Below are 22,494 nucleotides of genomic sequence, written 5' to 3'. Positions count from 1 at the left end.
AATCTGGCAAGGCCCTGAATGGTTCCAACGAGTCATTCAGGGCTTGGTAACTAATCAAGCCGGTTGGCTGCTATAGATCAGCAGCCAACCAGTATATTGCAGCGTGCTTCACGGAAAGCTTCAAAACGCTCTACCCGGTCCTTGCCGGTAGTGCCGTCCGGAGCCGTCACAGTGATATCGACATAGTTGGTACGAGGCGGGAATCTCAGTAAGACATGACCTTCAGGATGAAGTTCCAGCGTCTGCCGCACATCCCCGGTATCATCCCTGACTTCCACCGTGCCTTCGGCAACCAGTTCTTTCCCTCCGGGATACAGCGCAGTCACCCAGATCATGCCGGATGGACGGCTATTGCCATAGACCTGTAGCTGTTTAGCATTATCCTGATTATTGAAAGCCGCACAGCCAGACAGCAGTAGCGCTGCGGCAAGGGTCAGCAAACAGGATAAACGCAGAAGACCTGATTCTGTAAGTTTCATATTTCACCCATTGTGCCTGACATCAGAGGGCACCATTCTAGCAGTGGCAAATGTCGCCTGCCTGTACGTCTGTCAGGGTTGAACCGGGATCTGAACAGAACCACCCTGCAGTTTATGCAGAGTGGTTGGTATAACTAAGAAATCATCAACCTACGGCGTGTCGGATTTTATCTACTAACTCGCTGACTGATGCAGACTCATGCCAGCTGATACTGCGATAGCTGTCACCTCGGAAGGCGCGATCAACTTCGATAAGAGCATTCATCTGGCCTTCACGAGGGATAAATGAAACTTCTACCTCATTTACGCCAAACAGTGTGATGCCGGAAGGTACAAATTCCAGCTCCTGATAGCAACCGGTACTGCTGCTGAAACCGTGACCGTTCAAAAAGCCTTTTTCAACATCTGCTTTTTTCAGGCTGTAGCCGCATTCTTGCATGGCATACAGTAAAGTCTGCATGGCTGGAGTCGGTTCAACATTAAGAAAGTCCTGATCGCCCGGATCCAGTGCCATATCTACTTCCAGTCCGGTTTGCAGCCAGACTTTGCTTTGATTACGGCGGCCGCCCAGAGAGGTGATCGGGGTTTCAGGGTGGAGCACAGCATTGAATGGAATAGAGTATTCCTTGCCAGCTTCAAGAGTTGTGTTTTCATTCAGCTGCCAGCGATCCAAAACAACCGTTTCATATACGGTCTCGTCGTCGACTTCAGCTTTGGCTTCGGTCATCAGAGCCAGCGAAAGGCCTGATACCTGCTGATCAACATCGCCTCCCTTGATCACAATATCCGCAGTAAACGGATGCCCCGGCATCAGGTTGGTTGAAGTCAGTCGGGTGTCAATTTTTGCACCCCCAATTCCCACGGACGCCAGCAGTTTTTTAAACATCGTAATAATCCTGTATCCATTCCGTTATGTCAGGCGGCTATCACATTAACGCTGCTGCTGGTGAAGCACAATGGATTATAATCTGCGGCTTTAAACGGCCTGCAGAGATCTCAATGGGTGGTATGGAAGAATCGGTGCTGGAAGCTGTTCGCGTAACATTGTTGCTGGCATCCATCACAACAGTAATATTGCTGCTGATCGGTTTGCCGCTGGCCTGGTGGCTGACCCGCCTGAGAAGCCGGATCCGTCCGTTGTTTGAAGCGTTGATTGGTTTACCACTGGTACTGCCTCCAACCGTGCTGGGATTTTATCTGTTGCTTGCCTTTTCGCCGGATAACTTCTTTGGCCGGTTGTGGTTGGATGCAACCGGTTCCGGTCTGGCTTTTAGCTTCAGTGGTTTGGTAGTCGCCTCGGTACTCTATTCAATGCCTTTTGTTGTACAGCCTCTGCAGCGTGCATTTGAACAGTTTGACCATGGTTTGCTAGAGGCTGCTGCCATGTTGGGATCGGGCCCACTGGACCGGTTTATGAATATTGTACTGCCCAGTTGTCTGCGTCCCCTTTTGCTGGCTGCCTGCCTCGGTTTTGCTCATACCATTGGTGAATTCGGGGTGGTGTTGATGATAGGGGGCAATATTGCCGGAGAAACCCGGGTGCTTTCTATCGCACTGTTTGATGCTGTGGAGACTCATAACTTTCAACAAGCCCATTTGATCGCCGGTGGATTACTGGTATTCGCGCTGGTACTGCTATTTGTGATTTACAGTATTGATCGCAAGGGAGGGCGTCGCTGATGCTGGAATTTGATGTAACTCTGGATCGCTCCGGCTTTTCACTACAAGCCGTACAGCAGCTTCCGTTACAGGGTATCTGGGGCATTATGGGGCGTTCCGGATGTGGCAAAACAACGCTGTTGCGAATCCTGGCAGGGTTGGAGAAAAAGGCCAAAGGGCAGGTTCGGTGGCGGGATCAGCTATGGCAATGTTCCGAGCAGCGGATATGGGTTGAGCCGGAAAAGCGAGGCATTGGTTATATCTTTCAGGACGGGCGATTGTTCCCGCATCTGACAGTACAGGGCAATCTTGATTTCGCCATCAAACGGAGAGTTTCCGCGCAGGGCCCGGATCTGGATGATATTGTGCAGTGGCTGGGTATAGAGCATTTGCTGCACCGGAGTGTCAGCTACCTGTCTGGCGGAGAGCGGCAACGGGTAGCAGTGGCCAGAGCACTGTCAGGTAATCCACGGTTACTGCTGATGGATGAGCCCATGGCTTCGCTGGACTGGTCATCCAAGATCAGTATTCTGCCAGTATTGCGGCAGGTCTATGAACATTTTGGTGTTCCGGTTGTAGTTGTCAGCCATGACCGGGAAGAAGTCGCCCGACTGGCTACTGATTTACTGCTGATGAATAACGGGCAGGTTGTGGATAAAGGGAGCTGCAAGTCATTACTGTCCACTCCGGGTCATGCCCTGGCCAGCGATGATCAGGCGCTGGCGGTACTGGAAGCTGAAGTAAAACAGCATAATCCCTGTGAAGGTGTGACCGAGCTATGGGTTGAAGGACAAAAGCTGGTTGTAGACAGTATGACCGAAGAAGCAGGCTCCAGTGTCCGGATTGTGGTGCCTGCCCATGATGTCAGCCTGATGAAAGGACATTCAGTTCAGACCAGTATCCAGAATCAACTGGATACTGTGATCACTGCAGCGAGTGAAGTAGGGGATCATCACCTGCTGTTACAGCTGCAATTGGGCAGGCAGAATCTGATGGCACTGATTACACGCAGGGCATGGAACCGACTGGAGCTGGCCTTGGGACAAAATGTTGTTGCCTGTTTTAAAGCAGCCGGTTTGAGTGCTTTCTAGCTTGCCTTACCCGTTAACCGACCTGTTACCCGCCTACCTGAGCCAGGTTTTGGGTTCCTCCGGTAATTCCCTGCTGCAGGAAGTGGTTGTCGTTTTTGTGAACCAGCAGTGAGCGAATACGGGCCAGCAACATATCATGCTGGTCTTCACTTTGTAGCAGTGAACGGAGATCAAATCCGCCATCGGCAAACAGACACATCTGCAGCTGGCCGATTGAAGTCACACGCAGTCGGTTACAGTCATCACAGAAGTCTGAGGAGTAAGGCTGAATCAGACCTATGCGACCCGGATAATCCTGATGGGTAAATTCCTGTGCCGGACCGTCTTCTTTTTTGCGAGGTGTCTGGGACCAGCCACGTTGCAGCAGCTCTTCCCGAATATGGTCGCCGGAGTAATGATGTTTTTCGAAGAAACTCTTGCTGTGACCGGTTTCCATCAACTCGATAAAACGGGTCGAGACCGGCTTGTCCTTGATCCAGCCCAGAAAGGTTGAAAGTGCCTTGTCGTTGAAGTCCCGCATCAGCACGGCATTCACCTTGACCTTCATTCCCAGCGCCAGAGCGTCGTCAACACCGCGCAGAATAGCATTCAGCCGGTTATGTCCGGTGATGGTATGAAAGACTTGCGGGTCAAGACTGTCGATACTGATATTCAGTGCATTCAGTCCGGCTTGGTGCCATGCTGGTAGCTGCTGCTGTAGACGATAGCCGTTGGTTGTCAGGGCTACGTTTTCAATGCCTGGTGTAGTGGCTGCCGTTTCAATAATGGCTGGCAGGTCCTTGCGCAGGCAGGGTTCACCACCGGTAATTCTGACTTTTCTGGTACCCAGTGCTGCAAAAGCTGCCAGAAGGTGTCGTATTTCGGAAACAGTTAGCGCTTTTTTGTGGTTATGGTCCTTACAACCGTCCGGCAGACAGTAATTGCAGCGAAAATTACACAGGTCTGTTACGGACAGTCGAAGATAGGGAAATTGCCGCCCTCTGGCATCTTTTAATATTGTCATAGCATTCGTACTTCGGGGGGAAATCCGGAATCTCACGCTGCAGGTCAGGGGGTTCCATCATACACGAAATAGACGTAGGCGGGATTGGCGATTTATCCTAATCTGATGCAGGGGGAATCTTCCATACCAGCCACCTGAATACAGGCTCCCCCGTTTGTTCTGGTGAGTATCACAGATCCTTTTAGCACTGAAACCATGATAAGCGGCAAGCAGCCCGGTGAAGCGAACGATCAATAATAAAAGCTTGCACTGCCCATCGTATAAAAAGGAGTCCTCATGTCAGATCTACATGTGTCACGGGAAACATTTGATGAAGTGATGGTACCCAACTACCGGCCACAAACCATGGTGCCGGTGCGAGGCAGTGGTTCAAAAGTCTGGGATCAGGAAGGTAAGGAGTATATTGATTTCGGGGGCGGCATTGCTGTTAATGCATTGGGGCACTGCCACCCGCGGCTGGTGGCGGCGGTAAAAAACCAGAGCGAACAGTTATGGCATTTAAGTAATGTCTATACCAATGAGCCGGCACTCAAACTGGCAAAACGACTGACAGAACTGACGTTTGCCGAGCGGGTTTACTTCTGTAATTCCGGAGCAGAAGCCAACGAGGCAGCATTTAAACTGGCCAGAAAATATGCCTGGGATCATCATGGCCCGGACAAACACGAGATTATTGCCTTCACCAATGCTTTCCATGGAAGAACCCTGTTTACTGTTGCGGTTGGCGGGCAGGAAAAGTATCGGCGTGGTTTTGAGCCAGTGCCGGCAGGTATTACACACGTTCCTTTCAATGATCTCAAAGCTGTAGAAGACGCGATTTCGGATAAAACCTGTGCTGTGGTAATGGAGCCGGTTCAGGGCGAAGGCGGGATTGTTCCGGGGGATCCTGAGTTTGTTAAGGGTGTCAGGGCATTATGTGACAAGCACAATGCTCTGCTGGTCTTTGATGAAATCCAGATCGGCATGGGGCGCAGCGGCGAACTGTTTTCCTATATGGGACTTGGTGTCACTCCGGATATTCTGACCTCTGCCAAGGGGCTGGGAGGCGGCTTCCCGGTTGGTGCCATGTTGACGACCGCTGAAGTTGCCGAAAGCCTTGGCTTCGGGACTCATGGCAGTACTTACGGTGGCAACCCGATGGCCTGTGCAGTGGCATTGGAAGTCGTGAACATGGTGAGTGACCCGGCACTACTGGCCAGTGTTCCAGGCAAACGGGCACGGTTTGTTGATGCGCTGGAAAAGGTCAATGCCGAGCATAATGTCTTTACCGAAATACGTGGTAAAGGACTGCTTGTAGGTGCCGAACTGAAACCGGAATGGCACGGCAAGGGCGCAAAATTTCTTGCAGCCGCTCGGGAAGAGGGGCTGATGCTGCTGGTAGCAGGGCCCAAAGTCTTGCGTATGGCGCCATCGCTAATTATTACGGATGAAGAAATCGAAGAGGGAATGACCCGACTTTCCCGGGCTGTTGCCTCAGTAGTTGCAGCGGGACCCGACTCCTGATGTATCATGTGGGGTGTCGTATGTACTGAAACAATAAAAACAATCGCCGGCTATCTTGGAGTCACAAGCTAAAAGATGTCGGCACTACCGGCTGCCATTCACCTAACCCGGCGGCAGCCGGTGAAATGGAGAATATCGATGTCTGATATCAAGCCTCTGCTACAGGCCATGTGGGAAAACTATCTGGCGCTTAACCCGGATGCCCGCCGGATTCACGATCTGTTTGCCGAGCTTAACGACGGTGTGGTGGTTAATGACCATATCGCACTGCGTACCTTTGCGCTGGAACCGGTACGACTGGAAGCCATTGCCCGTCCTTTCCTTGAGGCCGGTTATCTGCCCGGTGAAGACTATGAGTTCAAGGCCAAGAAACTGAGAGCCCGTCACTTCTATCATCCTGACGATACCCTGCCCAAAGTCTTTATTAGTGAGCTGAAGGTTGATGAACTGAGCGAACGCGCCCAGGGTATTATCAAGGGACTGGCAGAACAAATTGATCCGGCTGCTCTGGCACAGGACAGCTTCAGCTATTCCGGCCGCCACTGGTCACTGGATTACGGGTCTTACCAGGAGCTGTTGCAGGAAAGTGAGTATGCAGCCTGGATGGCAGCACTGGGCTATCGCCCCAACCACTTCACTGTATCGATCAATCACCTGAAGTCTCATGAAACCCTGCAGTCAGTTAATGACACCCTGCAGCAAGCCGGTTTTGTGCTGAACAGCAGTGGTGGACTGATCAAGGGCACACCTGAAATCGGACTGGAGCAGTCTTCAACTATGGCTAACAAGGCTGAGGTTGAGTTTTCAGATCAGACTGCAGAAATTCCGACCTGTTTCTATGAGTTTGCCCTGCGCCATCCTGTAGCTGATGGTCAGCTTTATCAGGGATTTGTTGCTGCATCTGCAGACAAAATCTTTGAGAGCACCAATGTGAAATAAAAAATAACAAGCCCGAGTCAGGAGCTGCTGAGTGCAGGGAAGCTCCTGACGTAGGGCCATAACCAGCAGGTAAAGCCTATGATGATTATTCGTCCGATAGAGGCTGGAGACTGGGAAGCACTTTGGGATATTGCCCACAAAACCGGAGTTGGTTTTACTTCATTGCAGCCTGATGAGCCCAGAGTCAGGAACAAACTGGCATGGGCACTGGATTCCATGAGTTCAGAAACACCACCGGCAGAAGCGCTGTATCTGTTCGTGCTGGAAGATTCTGATACAGGGAATATTGCCGGTGTATGCGGCATCGAATCAGCCATCGGCCTGAGTGATCCCTGGTATAACTACCGAATCAATATTCAGGTTCACAGCTCCCGCGAACTGGATGTTTACAACAAAGTCCAGACCCTTACCCTCTGTAATGATCATACTGGCTGTTCCGAGCTGTGCACCCTGTTTTTATTGCCTGAATACCGTCATAGCCGCAATGGTCACCTGCTGTCGAAATCCCGATTCATGTTTATGGCTGATTATCAGGACCGTTTCTCTGAAGATGTGGTGGCGGAGATGAGAGGTTGGTCAGATGAAGAAGGTACATCGCCATTTTGGGAAAGTCTTGGACGACACTTCTTCTCGGTAGATTTTGCCGAAGCCGATATGGCAACAGCACGAAGCAAAAGCTTTATTGCCGAACTGATGCCCCGTCACCCGATATACGTCAATTTATTGACGGAGGCCGCACAGAATGTAATTGGCAAAACCCATGATGCCACTACGCCTGCTTTAAAATTGCTGAAAAGTGAAGGCATGCACTTCAGTGACTGTATTGCCATTTTTGATGCCGGCCCCCTTGTCGAAGCGAGGGTTCAGGATATTCGTATTGTGCGGGAAAGCCGGGCCTATCAGGTCAATATCACCAGCAGGGAAGCCTCCGGGGAGCCCTGGCTGATTGCCTCAACACCGGCAGAAGAACGCTCGGTACGGGATTTTCGCTGCATTATGGGCGCTGTCAGCTTTGCCGGTAGCCAGATCGTTAATATGACCCGGGAGCAAGCTGATTGCCTTCAGATTTCAGATGGTAGCCTGGTTCGAGTCGTTCCTCTGATCAAACCTCAGCATGGGAAACGTTAAATATACGTCGGGGGGTTGCATTTCTGTTGCCGCTGGGGTAATGCTATTGTTGATGTAGCCATAGTCTATTGTTATGGCTGTTGAAGTTGTCGGTATGCAGGGATCGCGTACCGTAGTGTGATGTATATCCTGTCAGGCAGTTTTGTTTTTGTTTTATCAGGTAATAAGCAAGCATCATTTGTAGTCAGTAATACTCAGTAGTCAGCATTACCATTACACACACACCAGGGAACAGGTGACTTATGAAAATGCTCAAACTGAGCGCACTGAGTGCAGCCATTATGGCGGCATCGGTTGCGCACGCCGAAAGCTTTATCGATGAAAGCTCGTTCGATATTCATCTCCGTAACTACTACAAGACCGACAAGGTAACCGACGCCAAGAAACAAAGTGCCTGGGCTCAGGGCATCAGTGGTTCGTTTCAGTCCGGTTATTTTATGAACTGGGTTGGCCTTGATCTCTCTTTCTATAACTCCTTCCGCCTTTCCGGCAGCAAGAATCGTTCAGATACCGGGCTGCTGCGTCTGAATGAGACTACCGGCAAAACCACCAGTTATGGCAAGGTTGGTGGTGCTATCAAAGTCAATATGATGGATATGGCAACCATCAAGTACGGTCGAATGGAGATGGACAAGCCGCTGATCCATGAGGCTGATACGCTGGTAACGCCATCACTGACCGAAGGTTTGCTGGTGGAAGGCAGCCTGATGGGCGCTGACTTGTATCTCGCCGGTGCCCGTAAGCATTCTCAACGGGTTCAGTCCGGGTTTGACAGTTATGGTGTCAAGGATGGTGCCGGTAAGCTACGCAAACATACCCCCTGGACTGTTGGTGCAGATTACAACATGCTGGGTGTCGATATGAGCCTGGCCTATGGCAAGATGCACTCCTTTGGTCATCAGTTCTATGGTGATCTGGATTACGATATGCCACTCAGTGAGGGCATGATGCTGTCAATGGGCGGGCAATACTACTCCAAGACAGTAAACAGCAAGGCCAAGCACTATGCAGATGAAAATGGTCTGGTTGGTGATGGCGAAACCCTTGATGAAGGCAAAATCTATTTCTGGGGTCTCCGTACTGCGCTGAGCATGGGTAACCTGAGTATGGAACTGGCATATACCGATGTAGACCAGCCCGGCTCAGATACCAAGCAGGGACTTGATTCTGCGGCTATGGGGTGGAGTCTTGAGTCACAGCTGGACCAGACTGATACCGGTTTTCTTGGGTATAACCGCAGTGTCATCAGAGACTTCAACAGGGCTGGCCAGACAGCATGGGGCCTGACTGTCGGGTATGACATGAGTGACATGATCCAGGGGCTGGATGCTTCCTTCACCTATGTCGACAGTGACATTGAAAGTGCCCAGAAGGCCGTCAAGGATGGCTCTATGGACGAATACAACTGGCATGTGAACTATGCGGTGCCCATGCTGGATGGTTTATCCGTTCATATGGTTTATGCCAGGGCCAAACAAACTGAATATGACGCTAACCGGGTCAAGGACAAGACAACATGGACCCAGAAGCGTGTGATTGTTAAATACGACGTTGCGATTTTCTGACAAACTTGTGACTTAAATGCAGTTCAAAGGCTTTTAACATTAACCCAGTGAAGTTCATCCGATAAACCAGAAACGCCGATCTCAGGATCGGCGTTTTTTTTGGGCAAGCTTAAATCTTGATCAGAGTACGACCGGTAACCTGCCCGCGAATAATCGCTGCGGCCAGCTCAGGTACTTCTTCCAGCGCAACTTCCTGACCTGCATCCTGATAAAATGCTTCAGGCAGCAGCTCTGCCAGTTGTTCCCAAGCCTTTACACGCTTTTCAGTCGGACACATTACAGAGTCAACGCCCAACAGTTTGACGCCGCGCAGAATGAAAGGCATGACAGTTGTTGGCAGATCAAACCCTCCGGCCAGACCACAGGCGGCAACAGCGCCGTCGTATTTAATCTGGGTTAGCACCTTGGCCAGTACCTGGCTGCCTACCGTATCAATACAGCCAGCCCAGAGTTGCTTCTCCAGCGGACGTGCCGGCTCAAGCAGTTCATCCCGGCTAACAATACGGTCAGCACCGAGAGACTGGAGCCATTCTCTGTTTTGGGGACGACCGGTGACCGCTGCAACTTTATATCCCAGTTTTGACAGTAAAGTAACGGCAACACTGCCAACACCACCGCTGGCGCCAGTAACCAGAATTTCACCCTGCTCGGGTTCTACCCCGGCTTCCTGCAAAGAGTTTACGCACAGCATGGCTGTCAGGCCTGCGGTACCGATAATCATACTTTTCTTGCTATCCAGACCTTCCGGCATGGGCACCAGATAGTCAGCACTGACCCGTGCTTTTTCGGCCATGCCTCCCCAGTGATTTTCGCCAACACCCCAACCGGTCAGAACAACCTTGTCACCTGCCTGATAATGCTGGTCAGAGGATTCAAGTACAGTACCTGCATAATCAATGCCGGGAACCATTGGGTAATTACGGATAATCTTGCCTTTGCCGGTCACGGCAAGGCCATCTTTGTAATTCAGGGAAGAATATTCGACGCTGACAAGCACATCACCTTCAGGCAGAGCAGATTCATCAAGTTGCTTGATGGTAGCCTGAACGTTTTTGTCCTGCTGTTCCAGAACCAGAGCCTTGAACATGGAAATTCTCTCTATCGAGGGAGGGGAGAAACGCTACTATAAGACCAGTGTCCAGCTTTTCCAAAGGAAATAGCCAGATTTACAAGACGGATACACTGTACAAACGCTTTGAACAAGTGCATTAGTGCAGCGACTTCAGAAAGGCATCCATATCAAGCTGCTGCAGACAATGCTGGAGTTGAGTAACCTGATGGCTGTATTCCGGCCGGATTGAAAGTTTATTCAGCAGATTGTTCAAACCCTCTATGTCGCCCAGTGCACTCAGCTCTTCCATGTGCTCAATGTCTGACTGTGGAAGTGATTTCTGTTGTACCCTGTTGTGGCTTGAATGGCTGCTGGTTGACTGGCTTGTGGATGAAGGTGCCCGTTTATTGGTGACGTAGTGGTCTGACTGAAGCCCCAGTAATTCATAAATTTTGTTGAATAACTGGTTCAGGTTGCAGGGCTTGGCCAGGTAAGCATCAAAACCGGACATCAATACCTTTTTGACATCACCGGGAAATACGCTGGCGGATAAGGCAACAAGCGGCAAGTGTTGTAGTTTGGGGTCTTCCCGAATCTGTTGTGCACACTGATAACCGCTCATAACCGGCATACGCAAATCCATTAGCACCAGACTGACATCGGTCTGACGTAATACATCCAGAGCTTCTTGCCCATTCTCGGCTTCAGATATTTCAAAATGAGCTTTAATCAGCCACTGCTTCACAACATCCCGGTTATAGGCTTTGTCATCAACAATAAGAATATGAGCATGAACGTCAGGCGGTAGTGGATGCAGCTCAAACCCTGAATTATCCTCGTTCTCCTCGACAGCAGCTGTTTCCTCAAATGGCAGGTTAACCGTAAAGACTGACCCCTTGCCCAGTTTGCTGTCAGCTGAAAGTTTACCGCCCAGAGCTCGGGTTAAACGCTGAGTGATTGTCAGCCCGAGACCGGTACCTTCTTTATGACGGGATTGGTTAAGACGGGTAAACGGCTCAAAAATCCGCTCTAGATCTTCCTGACTCATACCAGGCCCTGTGTCTGAGACATTCAGGATCAGGTTGTCACCTTCAGTATGCACCTTGAGGCTGACACTGCCACGGTCGGTGAACTTCACAGAGTTATTCAGGATGTTGATCAGAATTTGTCGTAACCTGCTGCCATCAGTCAGGATATAGGCGGGTAACTCTTCATCAATATCAACGTTGAATACGAGGCCTTTGGATTCTGCCAGTGGCGAAATGATCGTGATGACTTCATCCAGCGTTCGGAACAGTGCTGTTGACTGGAGATCGAGCTGCAAACGGCCACTTTCTATCTTGGCCATATCCAGTACTTTATTGATCACTGATAACAGGTGGTCGCCGCATTTCTGAATGGACTCAAGGTTATTGGCTGCCTGGCCTTCTAGTTGGAGCTCATGCAATAACAGCTGGGTATAACCAAGAATGCCATTCAGTGGTGTACGCATCTCATGGCTGACATTGGATAAAAAGTCCGACTTGGCATGGCTGGATTCTTCAGCCTGGATTCGCGCCAGTGTCAGCTCTTCCTGAAGCTTTCGCTCTTCTGTGACATCAATAAATACACCGGCCCATAATTCATTACCGTCGTCTTCCTTGCGGTAGGGTTTGGTATCACATCTGATCCAGCGGATATCACCTGATGGGTGTTTGACACGCCAGACATGGTGCCATGGTACGCTTCTAGCGAGAGCATCCAGCCTGGTCGTTTTCATTCGGTCAAGATCATCAGGGTGGGAAACATCGAACAGAAAATTCATGTCCTGCTGCATTTTTTCCAGCGGCAGGCCGAACATATCTTCTGCACCCTGACTGAGATAGATACAAACGCGATCTCCGTCTTTGATTTGCCTGACAAGATATACACAACCTGGAATGACATTGTTGACCTCTGACAACATTCGCTTGGCGTGGGCTGCAGCTTCCTGCTGGCTGCGTTCCTCTGTCACATCAACGAATACACCCGCCCATAACATGCCGCCATCATCTTCTGTCCGGTAGGGTTTGGTATCACAACGAATCCAGCGTACCTCCCCGCTGGGACGTTGTATTCTCCAGACATGATGCCAGGCCAGGTTTTTTTGCAGTGCCTCATGACGTGTAGTCCGCATACGAGGGAGGTCTTCCGGGTATGTGACATCATAGAGAAAGTTCAGATCACTTTGCATGGCTTCCATTGGAAGCCCGAACATCTCTGCAGCTCCCTTGCTCAGATACAGAAGAAAACGTTCTCCTTCCTTTGGTTGTTTTACTAGGTAGACACAGCCGGGGATGACATTGTTAACTTCAGCCAACATCTTTTTGGCCTGGGCTGCTTCTTCCTGCAACCGGCGCTCATCCGTGATATCGATGAGTACGCCTGCCCATAACGTACTGCCATCATCGTCTTTGCGATAGGGTTTTGTGTCACATCGAATCCAGCGTACTTCTCCTGTCGGACGTTTGATACGCCACACGATATGCCAGGATGACTTGTTTTCGAGAGACTTCATTCGTCCCTCTTTTAATCTTGCCAGGTCTTCCGGCACAGTAAGATCGTATAAAAATCCGACATCCTTGCGCATGACTTCCATGGGTAAGCCAAACATTTCAACAGCACCGTGACTGAGGTAAACAAAAGTACGTTCGCCTTCGACAGGTTGCTTCAGCAAATAGACACAGCCGGGAATAACGTTGTTAACCTCATCCAGCATACGCTGGGCATGAGCTGCAGATTCTTCTGCCTTTTTTTCACTGGTGACATCCTGAATCACTCCGATCCATTCAAAGCTGCCATCGGGCTTGGGTTGAGGGGGCGTGGCTTCACAGCGAACCCACTTCAGCTGGCCCTGGGGCGTAATAATGCGCCAGTGCAGGCGCCAGGGCTTGCCGCTTTTAATATTGGTATGCATCGCCGCCAGCACCAGCTCCTGATCCTCCTTGGGGTAAAGGTTCCACATATGGCTGGCATCCTCCTTGAGAAGCTCGGCTTTCACGCCCATTAGCTCCTCGACACCCTTGCTGACATAAGGGAAGTAGCAGCGCCCATTGGTATAGTGACGATAGATATAAACACAACCGGGAATCAGGTTGTTCACTTCTGCCAGCATATGGCGTGCTCGTGCTGCAGCTAGCTCGGCATTTTTTTCCCGGGTGATATCCTGGAGAATTCCGACCCATTCGAATCCACCGTCATTCAGGGGCTTTGCCGGTGTTGACTCATCCCGTACCCACTTTTTTACACCGGTAGTCGTGGTCAATCGCCAGCTCATGCACCATGGAGCTTTGTTTTTCATATTTTTCTTGAGCTCGTTAAGCACCCTGTCCTGGTCGTCAGGATGGAACAGGCGCCACATGCAGTCAGCATCCCTTCTTAATTCCTCCGCAGGAATACCAAGCAAATCATCAGAACCTTCGCTGATATAGGAAAAGAAGCAGTGATCGGTTTCAGGGTAGTGGCGGTATTTGTAGACAAATCCGGGTACCAGGTCGGTGATCTCTTTCAGTGTTTGAACTGCCAGCTCCGACCGCCTTCGAGCAGCCTTGACCTCGTGAGCCAGTTCCATTTCATTGGAAACATCAACGACAACACCGTTATTGGTAAAACTGCCATCTTCTTTTGCTTCAATTTTTGTGGACTCTCCTCGTAGCCATTTCAATTCGCCCTGTGGTGTACGAATGCGCCATGTCAGTCGCCACACTGTCTGCTGGCAAATAGCCATTTCAACCGAGTTCTCAAACAGCTCCCGGTCTTCATCAATAACCAGTGACCAGATAATCGAGGCATCATCCTTCAGATCATCCAGCGAGATCCCCATCAGCTTTTCGACCCCACGGCTGACATAGGGCAAATGGTTGGTGCCGTCAGGGAGGCGGACATACTCGTAAATAAATCCGGGAATGATATCGACAGTGTTTTTCAAAACTGCCAGCGTTTCCGCATCAGAAGCAGAGTTTAGTGAACCTGTCATATCGGCTCCGGGATGAGAGTCATCAAGGGAGGGCACGGCTGTCAGCTTGCAAATCTGAAACTCTGGATAATATTTAGTCTGTTAAGTGCACTCTGTACACGCAGGCATCAGGTTTCACTCAATGTGTTAACACTTACCATTATATCTGCCCCCGAAAGTGCCGTACTTGAAGCACGCTATTGCCAACTCCCGATGGAGGGTGGCGTTATTGGTCGTTCTGAAAACTGCACATTGCAATTGCCTGATGCCGGTTGCCGGCTGTCACGGCAACATGCCAGATTCGTATCTGACGGCAGCTACTGGTTTGTTGAAGATCTCAGTAGCAATGGCTTGTTTATCAATGATGATGTGCGCCCTCTCGGTCGCGGTAACCAGCGCAGACTGCTTGATGGCGATACGCTGCAGCTGGGTGGATACCGCCTGTTAATCTCTACTGCTACTCAAGCCGGCACGAGTTCTGCCAGTCATAAAACGTCCGGAATTCTGGATTCCGGGGGGGACTCTTCGGGCAATACCACCCGATCTGAAACAACTTTTCAGTCTCCACCCGTCCTGACAGATGTGGAGACAGGAGAAGGCTCCGGTACTGCACTAGATGAGTCAGTAGATATTCCCGGAGAGTTGGTCCAGGTGCCGGTATTGAGTGATGAAGTCGAGGCCGTTCGAACCTCCGAGAAGCAGATGACGGCAATGATCAGGGCACTGGAGCTGTTACTGGATGAACTGGATCCTGACCGGGTCGAGCGCCGACTGAAGTGTGAGGAGCCTTTGTGGCGCAGATCTGGCAGGCTCTGGCGCTGCTATGAGCGTTATTTCGGGCGGATGCGGCGAGAGGGTGAATATATTCGTTTGTTCCGACTGTGGTATCAGGACGCGTGTAAGGCAGAGCGTCACAATGGGCACAGCCGCTCATCCGTTAAAAGCATATCAAAGGCTCGTTAAATGGCGCAGGACTGCAGGGTTTGTCTATGCATTCTGATGGCAGGGCTGTTACTGATCGCTGGCTGCAGCTCGTTCTCCGGCAGTAAAAGTGAAGACGAGGAGAGTGCCAAAGAGAAAAACCGAAAACCGGTGGCAATGGAGCTTGAAATAACGGCGTCAGATTTTATTAATCCTGATGACAGTGGGCTTTCCAACCCTGTGGTGTTGCGTATTTACCAGCTTAAAGTTGCCCGATCTTTTGAGCAGGCCAGCTTTCTGGATCTTTATCAGGCACCGGAAGCCCAATTGCAGGGCACTTTGCTGGAGCAGGAATTTCTGCCGGTTATCATGCCCGGGCAGCGTTATCTGGTCACGATAAAACTGGAACCAGAGGCTCGCTTTATTGCGGCTGTGGCCGGATTTATGCAGTTTGATCAGGCTGTGAACAAAGCCCTGCTGGAGGTTGATCCTGAGCAACCTCCGGCTCGTTGCCGGTTACGGATCACCGGCAGAAATATATCTCTGCAGTAACGGAGCTTATATGGATAACGTCGCCTGGCTTGAGGGCATGTTCATCACTCCGCAGCACTTTCAGCAGCATGATCGCTATCTCCATGAAAAAATCCGTGGTTGCCTGAGACAGATCTGCGGTTTTACCCAGGGGGTCAGTCAGCTGGAGATTGATACTTCTGCCCTGAAAGGGGGAAAGATTGTTATTACCCAGGCAGCCGGAATTTTTTCTGATGGCTATCAGTTTGAACTGAAGCAGGATCTGGTACTGCAGGTTCCCACCAATTCAACCGGAAAGCGAATTTGTCTGGGTATCCCGATGTACCGCTCCGGCCAGGTTAATACGACAGATGTATCCGACGGTAGTGGTGCCCGCTTTCAGCAAAGTGAACGACGCTACCGGATTCGTCAGCAGGAAGTGCTGGATGACACCTCGGAAGATAATGATCCGGTGAATGTCGCTACGCTACACCCCAATATAGTTTTGCAGGTTGAACGGGAAGGACTGGATTCATGGCTGTTAATGCCCATTGGCCGGATACAGGAAGTACGTCCTGATGGTGAAGTCGTACTGGCAAAAAACTTTATTCCAACCTGCCTGAATATCAGGGCATCAGACTATCTTTATAACGGCATTCGGGAACTGACGGCTTTAATGACCCGGCGGGCAAGAGGCATCAGTCAGCGACTGGCGACTGAGTCAAGAGGAGTGACTTTTCAGGTACAGATGCGGGATTACCTATGGCTTCAGGTTCTTAACCGCTGGCTGCCGTGGAGTGGCGCGGTGCTGGATGATCCCGGGTACGGGCCGCGTCGTCTCTATCGGGAACTGTCAATGCTGGCCGGAGAGCTGCGAACCATGGAAGCCCTGCCGGCAGAAGAGGTGCAGCCTTATCAGCCGGACAATGTTGAAGCTATTTTCCCGCCACTGTTTGCCGAGTTGCGCCACAGGTTGGGAGTACGCCATGAAGATGCGGTTGTAGAGCGACACTGGGATGACAAACAGTTTGCTGAGAGCCGTATTTTCAAAATGGAGTGGAGTAATGCGGAAGAGCTTCAGGGAAGCCGGGTTATTCTGGCAGTGACGTCCAGTATTGGTAGTGTCAGCCTGAACAAGCACTTTGTCCGGTCAGGTAAGTTGGCAGGCCGGCAGCGAATGAAAGAGCTGGTATGTAATGCCCTTCCGGGGGTGCCGCTCAAACCGCTTGCCATGCCACCACTGGAACTGAAGGTATCGCCCGACACTGCCTGGTTTGAAGTTGATACCCGTCATGCTCTGTGGCAGGAAATGCTACAAGCCATGGAGCCGTTACTGTTACATATCGATGAGCGCATTCCGGATGTGGCAGTGAGATTATTTGTGATCAGGTAAGCCGGTTCTGTGGATATGAGCAGTTACTCCAACAGTGAAGAGCGTACCCAGCTGGCAGAAGGCAATGTGCTGGAGTCATCACACGAAAAATCAACTTCATCAAGGAGTGGTGGGCAAAGTCAGGCTCTGCCTGAATTCAGTGCGGCTGAAAATCCGCTGTTTAACCTTGGTGCCGGTTTACTGACTTTGATCGCAACGTTGCCGCGACTGGGTGAACCTGCGGATACAGAGCTGTTCCGGGAACGGCTGGTGGAGGACATCCAGCTTTTCAGACGACAAGGGCGCCGTTCCAAATGCCATCCCTGGATTGTGGATAAATCCAGCTATCTGTTCTGTGTCATGTTTGACGAATCAATTCTTTATACCGAATGGGGGCGGCGCACCGGCTGGGCCAATAACACTCTGTTGAGCCGGTTATATAACCGGCGGAATGGAGGGGAAGTTTTCTTTCTATTGCTGGATCGGGCAAAGCGGTATCCATCCCGGCTGATTGATTTACTGGAGCTGCAGTACGTTTTTTTGAGGTTGGGGTTTCGTGGCCGATATCGCCACCATTCCCGACAGTTGCATGCAATAACATCCGAGCTTTACCAGCTAGTCAGCCGTCAGCGCCAACCCAGTTATTTTTTTCCTCGTATTGAGCCTTCGCGCTCTCAGGGGCGTCGTGTCAAAACCCGCTCATGGTGGCGACCTGTAATATCACTCTCATTTTTGTTGCTGTGTCTGGTTTCAGGAACAGCCTGGTACTGTATCCATCAGTTCAATGCCGTGGCACTGGAACTGGAAAATACGTTCTTCTGCGGTTTTCCTACCGTAGACCCTGAAGATAACCCGGTCAGGAACCAGAGTCAGGCAGTAGACAAACTCTTGCCTTCCAGTGGAACAACAAAACAATGACATTGCTCAACATTGCACGGCGTGTGGGGGCCGTTATTGTCCTGCTGCTGATGGGGGCAGTGATCGTCATTGTTGGCATCTGGTTGCCCTCCCAGTTTCAGGGCTATATCGGTTGGTTGTTCTCTGCGGTCATCATGTTTATTTCCAGCATGGTCGGCTGGGTAATATGGCGACTGTTCAAACTGGAAAAGAAATCACAGCCCAAACCTGAGAAGAAAAAGAGTGAAGATAATGATGTAACTCCTGAGTCGAATGAACTGGTGGGGGCGTCGATCAGGTCGGCACTGGATGCTGTTGTTAAACGACTACATGAAAATAACCCGGATGTTTATGGATTGCCCTGGTTTTTGATGCTGGGAGGCAAGGGCACCGGTAAAACGACATTGCTGCGTTATTGGGGGTTGGTGAAAATTCATACCCCTGTGATTGATGCTGCTGACCAGTATTGCCAGTTCTGGTGCAGTGCGGAAATGCTGATTATCAGAATTGACGGGGATCTGTTTGAAACCGGTCGTGATCAAACTGGCACAAGTCCATGGAAACAGTTGCTGCAGCGGGTTGTCCACCATCGTCCCCGTTACCCTCTTAATGGTGTGATATGTGTTGAGGGAATGGAGAATCTGGCTGCGTCTGATCCGCGGTTGAGTGAGGCCGACGCGGCTTATATGGGGTTGCGGCTGGGAGAGATCAGCAGTGTGCTGAATCAGAGGCTGCCAGTGTGGGTTCTGATTAGCGGTGCGGACAAGTTGATGGATTTTTCATCCAGCTTTGCCGCAGCCCATGCCGGTGAGTCGGAAGAGTTGTTTGGCGGGCTGGTGCCCGGGTCGGGCAGTGCCGCAACACCGGGCTTTGATAGCAAGTGGTTTGCCTCTCACTGGCAGGAGTTGCTGCATATGTTGAGCACCCGCGCTCTGCATATGATTCAGGAAGATCCCCGGCGGGAAAACTGGGCATCGCTGGTGGCCTTGCCGGTGCAGCTACAGCTGGTGGGTAAGAAGCTGGCTCGCTTTCTTAATATGGTCTTCAGTAAACATCCGCTACAGGCTCCGGTCTGGTTTCGTGGTTACTTTTTACTGGCATTGGGAGGTGAAGCCCGGCATGACCCTCTCGGACAGAACTTCAGCCAGCGTTATAACCTGCTGGCACCGAAAATGCCGGGTAAGGATGATCAGGGCCAGCCTTTGTTCAGCAGCCAGATACTGGAGCAGGTCATTGTGCCGGAAGCCTGGCTTGCCGGGCATAACCGTAAAAAGGTGAGGTGGTGGCGTATTCGGCGCTCATTTTACTGGTTATTGCTGACTTTATTGCTCGGGGTGGGTGCTTTATGGGCTGTACTTAACATTCGTTATGAAAACCAGCTACGACATCAGTTACTGCAGGCTGTAACAGAATGGGATGAGAGTGCTGAAGCTATGTGCACTGCCGGTGGACATGACAGTACTGTAACAGTTAAACATGCGACGTTGGATTCCATTCTTGAGTCGCTGGAACAACTGCGGGAAATTGAACTCCGGCTTCATCAGGATGACCCCTGGTATGTGGTGATCTGGCCAGACCTTGCTCGCAGTGAGCCGGTTGCCGAGCGAACCTGGTTAGCAGCGAGAAGGCACCTGTTATTGCCGAAGCTGGATGATTTGCTAAAGGAGCAGCTAAAGCAGGCGCTCGATTCCCAGCAACGCTCTGCCATTTTTGAATGGCTTGAGCTTTATCTTATGTTTCATTCTCCCTCGCCATCAGAACTTGAAATTTTGCAAACCCGGCTGGTGAGTCTGGTACTGCGGCAATCATTGCTATCAGAGAACAGTACTTTAGCGCTCAAGCGACAGTTGTCTGAACTCAAGGCAATGCACCTGCAACGCTCTGTTGATGAAGGGTTAGTCGATAAAGCCAGAAGGCAGATTAACAATATCCGGGCGGATAAACTGGGCCTGTTATTGCTGGAGCAACAGCCGGCATTTGGGGCTCGTGCGACGGCTGGAGATTTGTTAGGCAGGGATTTCTACGCATTTTTCCGATTGCAGAAAAATGCTGATACCGACAGCAGCACAATTCCTGTGCTGTTTACCCGGGATGGATTTAGTCGACTCGATCTGGCTGCAAACAGTGAGCTGGTAACCGGTCTGTATAATGATATTCGTCGGGTGAAAGGCATTACGGAGCCAGCCAGTGCACAGGAAAAAGCTGACTTTGCTGCCCGGCTGCGTCAGGCTTATGCAGAGACTTATATTCGTGAGTGGCAGACACTGCTGAATCAGGTAACGCTGGCCCAGGTCAGTGATCTGAGTGATGCCTTGAGAATGCTGACTTTGCTGCAGCGACCAGTCGCATCACCCCTGCTAATGCTGGTTAATAATGTTGCTGAAGGAACCCGGCTTGTTCTTGATGAGCAGGAACAGGGGGATAGTGATGAGTCGGCTGTGCCGGGTGAGTTGGAGCAAAAGGCTTTAAAAACCGCGGCTAAAAAAGCGAAAGTCAAAATACCTGCAGGAAGTCTGGGCAAGGCCAGAGATCTTGGAACACCGATAGCACATAACCGACTGACAGAAAGTGTCGCTTCGGCATTCTACGGCTGGCAACTGCTGGCAACGGCAGGAGGCAGTGAAGCCAATGCCATTAATCAGGTTATTGCCGCCGCAGGTGTGCTACAGAAGGCTTTACAGCAGGCGGTAGCAACAGGGGATACCCGTCAGGCATTACATGGTATGGCGCTGGAACATGTTCAGGGGGCAGGACCGCTTTATTCTCTGACAACGGCTGCAGCTGCGTTACCTGATCCCTGTGGCCGGTGGATTACTGAGCTGGTCAGTCAAGTCTGGTTACTGATGTTTCAGGGGGCTCATGACTGGATTGCCCAACAGTGGCATGAAAAGGTTGTATCGGTATATCAGCAGACACTGGAGGGACGGTTTCCATTTCAGCCTAACTCTGACCGTGATGCCGGTTTGACAGATTTTGCTACCTTTTTTGCTCCAAAGGGCGTGCTGTCAGGGTTTATGAAAAGTTACCTAAACCCTTTCCTTGATCTGTCCCGGGATGGCAGCCCCCGAATTATAGGGGGACATAGTATTACCTTCAGACCTGAACTGAAGCAGGTCATCCATAGTGCAAATCAGATTCGAAACGTTTTCTTCAATGGCGATGCCGGCACCCTGGGGCTCCTGATTCGGTTACAGGCAAGGGACCTTAGTTCCAATGTGACCGAGTTGCGACTGAGCTCTGCCCAGAGTGTTTACCGCTATCAACATGGCCCCCGTATCTGGCAGGAGGTTACCTGGCCAGGTGCTGATCCGGGACATTCCGTTGAGCTGGCTTTCTATAATGGCAAGTTGCTACTGGCCCGGCAGCAATTTTACGGGGCCTGGGCGATGCTGAGGATGCTCTATGCCGGAGGACTAAGGCCGCTACCGGGCAATGACCTGTCTGCTTATGAAGCACGTCTGCAGTTGAAAGATTACAAAGCCCGACTATGGTTTGAACTGCCGGGAGTACATGAGTCCATGGGTAGAATATTTACCCACTTCAAGCTACCGGAGAGCATCTGACATAAAAACTGATAACAAAGCTGTACCATGAATCTGCTGACAAACCACGGGCTGCTGCCATCCTGCTTTCAAGCTGATGAGGATTCTTATCCTGCTGCACTGGAGAAGCACTTTTATCTGCAAAAGTACTGTGGCAGCCAGTTCTCCCGTTATGTTGTTGACCGTAAAACCGGCCAACCATTTTTGCTGAAAGGTGTTTTCAGCTCAGATCAGCAGCAATACCAAACCTATATTCTGAATGAAGCCAGAGCATTACTTGAGCTGAAAGGGATTCAGGGCATTCCTCGTTTGGAAGGTCTGATTCGATCGGAAGGAGGACTCTGGCTGCTGGTTCAGTGGCTACCTGAAGCCCAATCTGTACTGCAGTGTGGTCGGGGCCGTCGGGCTGCAGGAAAGCTGGTGCAGCAACTGGCACCTTTACTTGCTGCCTGTCACGGACGGGGAATCTGTCACTGTGATCTGCATCCGGATAATCTCGTTTATAGTAACGGTCAGTTATGGCTGCTGGATTTCGGTGCTGCGCTTCGTGCTGATATTCCCTACCCCTATCGTCGCCAGCTTTCTTACGGTTTTGCTTCTCCTGATCTGTTAAGAGGGCAAGGAAAGGTTTCCTTTGCGGATGACCATTTCAGCCTGCTGATTCTGCTCTGGGTTTTATGGACAGGGCGCCACCCCTTTGGAGGCCGGATCCCGGCAAACATGAGTGCTGCTCTCGCAGAACTGAAATGTCCTGACAATATGTCACGGAGCGACTTTCGCTGGTTTATTGCGCATTTCAGATCGCCTCAAAATGTCAGTCTGGGCAATATTTATATGCAGGCCAGACGCTGGTACTGATAG

The 22,494-nt window shown here is 50.9% G+C and carries 17 protein-coding genes; 12 read left to right on the top strand and 5 right to left on the bottom strand.

Annotated elements, in window-relative coordinates; genetic code table 11:
- Nucleotides 1-77 precede the first annotated feature (77 nt).
- Both ACYZZ0_RS05640 and ACYZZ0_RS05635 read right to left on the bottom strand, forming a co-directional pair.
- Complete coding sequence (locus ACYZZ0_RS05640) at nt 78-479, bottom strand: hypothetical protein (protein WP_461535617.1); 402 nt, start codon at nt 477-479, stop codon at nt 78-80.
- A 145-nt stretch (nt 480-624) separates the two neighbouring features.
- Entirely contained in the window at nt 625-1,365 is a 741-nt protein-coding gene (locus tag ACYZZ0_RS05635; RefSeq protein WP_461535616.1) for a sporulation protein, read from the bottom strand.
- Between the two features lie 113 nt (nt 1,366-1,478).
- Between ACYZZ0_RS05635 and modB the strand changes: the two genes are divergently transcribed.
- Together modB and modC are read left to right on the top strand one after the other, a co-directional pair.
- Nucleotides 1,479-2,159, top strand: coding sequence for a molybdate ABC transporter permease subunit (gene modB, locus ACYZZ0_RS05630; protein ID WP_461535615.1), 681 nt, complete (start codon nt 1,479-1,481; stop codon nt 2,157-2,159).
- A complete protein-coding gene (gene modC / locus ACYZZ0_RS05625; RefSeq protein ID WP_461535614.1) occupies nt 2,159-3,229 on the top strand; it encodes a molybdenum ABC transporter ATP-binding protein in 1,071 nt (356 codons plus the stop codon). The genes modB and modC overlap by 1 nt, the downstream gene beginning before the upstream one ends.
- A gap of 25 nt (nt 3,230-3,254) precedes the next feature.
- On the opposite strand, the gene moaA is transcribed toward modC, so the two are convergent.
- Nucleotides 3,255-4,232 carry a GTP 3',8-cyclase MoaA gene (moaA, locus tag ACYZZ0_RS05620; protein ID WP_461535613.1) on the bottom strand — a complete coding sequence of 326 codons (978 nt, stop codon included), beginning with the start codon at nt 4,230-4,232 and terminating at the stop codon, nt 3,255-3,257.
- Nucleotides 4,233-4,508: 276 nt separating this feature from the next.
- Here moaA and ACYZZ0_RS05615 point away from each other — a divergent pair, with 276 nt between their 5' ends.
- From ACYZZ0_RS05615 to ACYZZ0_RS05600, 4 genes are all read left to right on the top strand, one after another.
- A complete protein-coding gene (locus ACYZZ0_RS05615; protein WP_461535612.1) occupies nt 4,509-5,735 on the top strand; it encodes an aspartate aminotransferase family protein in 1,227 nt (408 codons plus the stop codon).
- A gap of 138 nt (nt 5,736-5,873) precedes the next feature.
- Nucleotides 5,874-6,674 carry a 2-oxoadipate dioxygenase/decarboxylase family protein gene (locus ACYZZ0_RS05610; protein WP_461535611.1) on the top strand — a complete coding sequence of 267 codons (801 nt, stop codon included), beginning with the start codon at nt 5,874-5,876 and terminating at the stop codon, nt 6,672-6,674.
- A gap of 78 nt (nt 6,675-6,752) precedes the next feature.
- Entirely contained in the window at nt 6,753-7,802 is a 1,050-nt protein-coding gene (gene astA, locus ACYZZ0_RS05605; protein WP_461535610.1) for an arginine N-succinyltransferase, read from the top strand.
- A gap of 242 nt (nt 7,803-8,044) precedes the next feature.
- Nucleotides 8,045-9,367, top strand: a complete 1,323-nt coding sequence (locus ACYZZ0_RS05600; protein WP_461535609.1) for an OprD family outer membrane porin — start codon at nt 8,045-8,047, stop codon at nt 9,365-9,367.
- A gap of 109 nt (nt 9,368-9,476) precedes the next feature.
- Here ACYZZ0_RS05600 and acuI read toward each other — a convergent pair whose 3' ends face one another.
- Together acuI and ACYZZ0_RS05590 are read right to left on the bottom strand one after the other, a co-directional pair.
- Entirely contained in the window at nt 9,477-10,454 is a 978-nt protein-coding gene (acuI, locus tag ACYZZ0_RS05595; protein WP_461535608.1) for an acrylyl-CoA reductase (NADPH), read from the bottom strand.
- Nucleotides 10,455-10,575: 121 nt separating this feature from the next.
- Nucleotides 10,576-14,412: a PAS domain-containing protein gene (locus ACYZZ0_RS05590; protein WP_461535607.1), complete on the bottom strand. Its 3,837-nt coding sequence runs from the start codon at nt 14,410-14,412 to the stop codon at nt 10,576-10,578.
- 123 nt (nt 14,413-14,535) lie between these two features.
- On the opposite strand from ACYZZ0_RS05590, the gene ACYZZ0_RS05585 reads away from it, so the two are divergent.
- Genes ACYZZ0_RS05585 through ACYZZ0_RS05560 form a run of 6 tightly spaced genes read left to right on the top strand, consistent with a single transcriptional unit; the run spans nt 14,536 to nt 22,491 of the window.
- Entirely contained in the window at nt 14,536-15,354 is an 819-nt protein-coding gene (locus tag ACYZZ0_RS05585) for an FHA domain-containing protein (protein ID WP_461535606.1), read from the top strand.
- Nucleotides 15,355-15,864 (top strand): type VI secretion system lipoprotein TssJ, encoded by a 510-nt coding sequence (gene tssJ / locus ACYZZ0_RS05580; RefSeq protein WP_461535605.1) that lies wholly within the window; start codon nt 15,355-15,357, stop codon nt 15,862-15,864. It begins immediately after the preceding gene.
- 10 nt (nt 15,865-15,874) lie between these two features.
- Nucleotides 15,875-17,215, top strand: coding sequence for a type VI secretion system baseplate subunit TssK (gene tssK, locus ACYZZ0_RS05575; protein ID WP_461535604.1), 1,341 nt, complete (start codon nt 15,875-15,877; stop codon nt 17,213-17,215).
- 15 nt (nt 17,216-17,230) lie between these two features.
- Nucleotides 17,231-18,112: a type IVB secretion system protein IcmH/DotU gene (gene icmH / locus ACYZZ0_RS05570; protein ID WP_461535603.1), complete on the top strand. Its 882-nt coding sequence runs from the start codon at nt 17,231-17,233 to the stop codon at nt 18,110-18,112.
- Nucleotides 18,109-21,654, top strand: coding sequence for a type VI secretion system membrane subunit TssM (tssM, locus tag ACYZZ0_RS05565; protein WP_461535602.1), 3,546 nt, complete (start codon nt 18,109-18,111; stop codon nt 21,652-21,654). The genes icmH and tssM overlap by 4 nt, the downstream gene beginning before the upstream one ends.
- Before the next feature lie 27 nt (nt 21,655-21,681).
- The gene (locus tag ACYZZ0_RS05560) at nt 21,682-22,491 is read left to right on the top strand and encodes a protein kinase domain-containing protein (RefSeq protein ID WP_461535601.1); all 810 of its coding nucleotides are present in this window, start codon (nt 21,682-21,684) and stop codon (nt 22,489-22,491) included.
- The last annotated feature ends 3 nt before the right edge of the window (nt 22,492-22,494 follow it).

The organism is Spongorhabdus nitratireducens (genome assembly GCA_947387575.1).
In the GTDB taxonomy this organism is placed as follows: domain Bacteria; phylum Pseudomonadota; class Gammaproteobacteria; order Pseudomonadales; family Endozoicomonadaceae; genus CANDOC01.
This window is presented reverse-complemented; position numbering and strand designations above follow the sequence as displayed.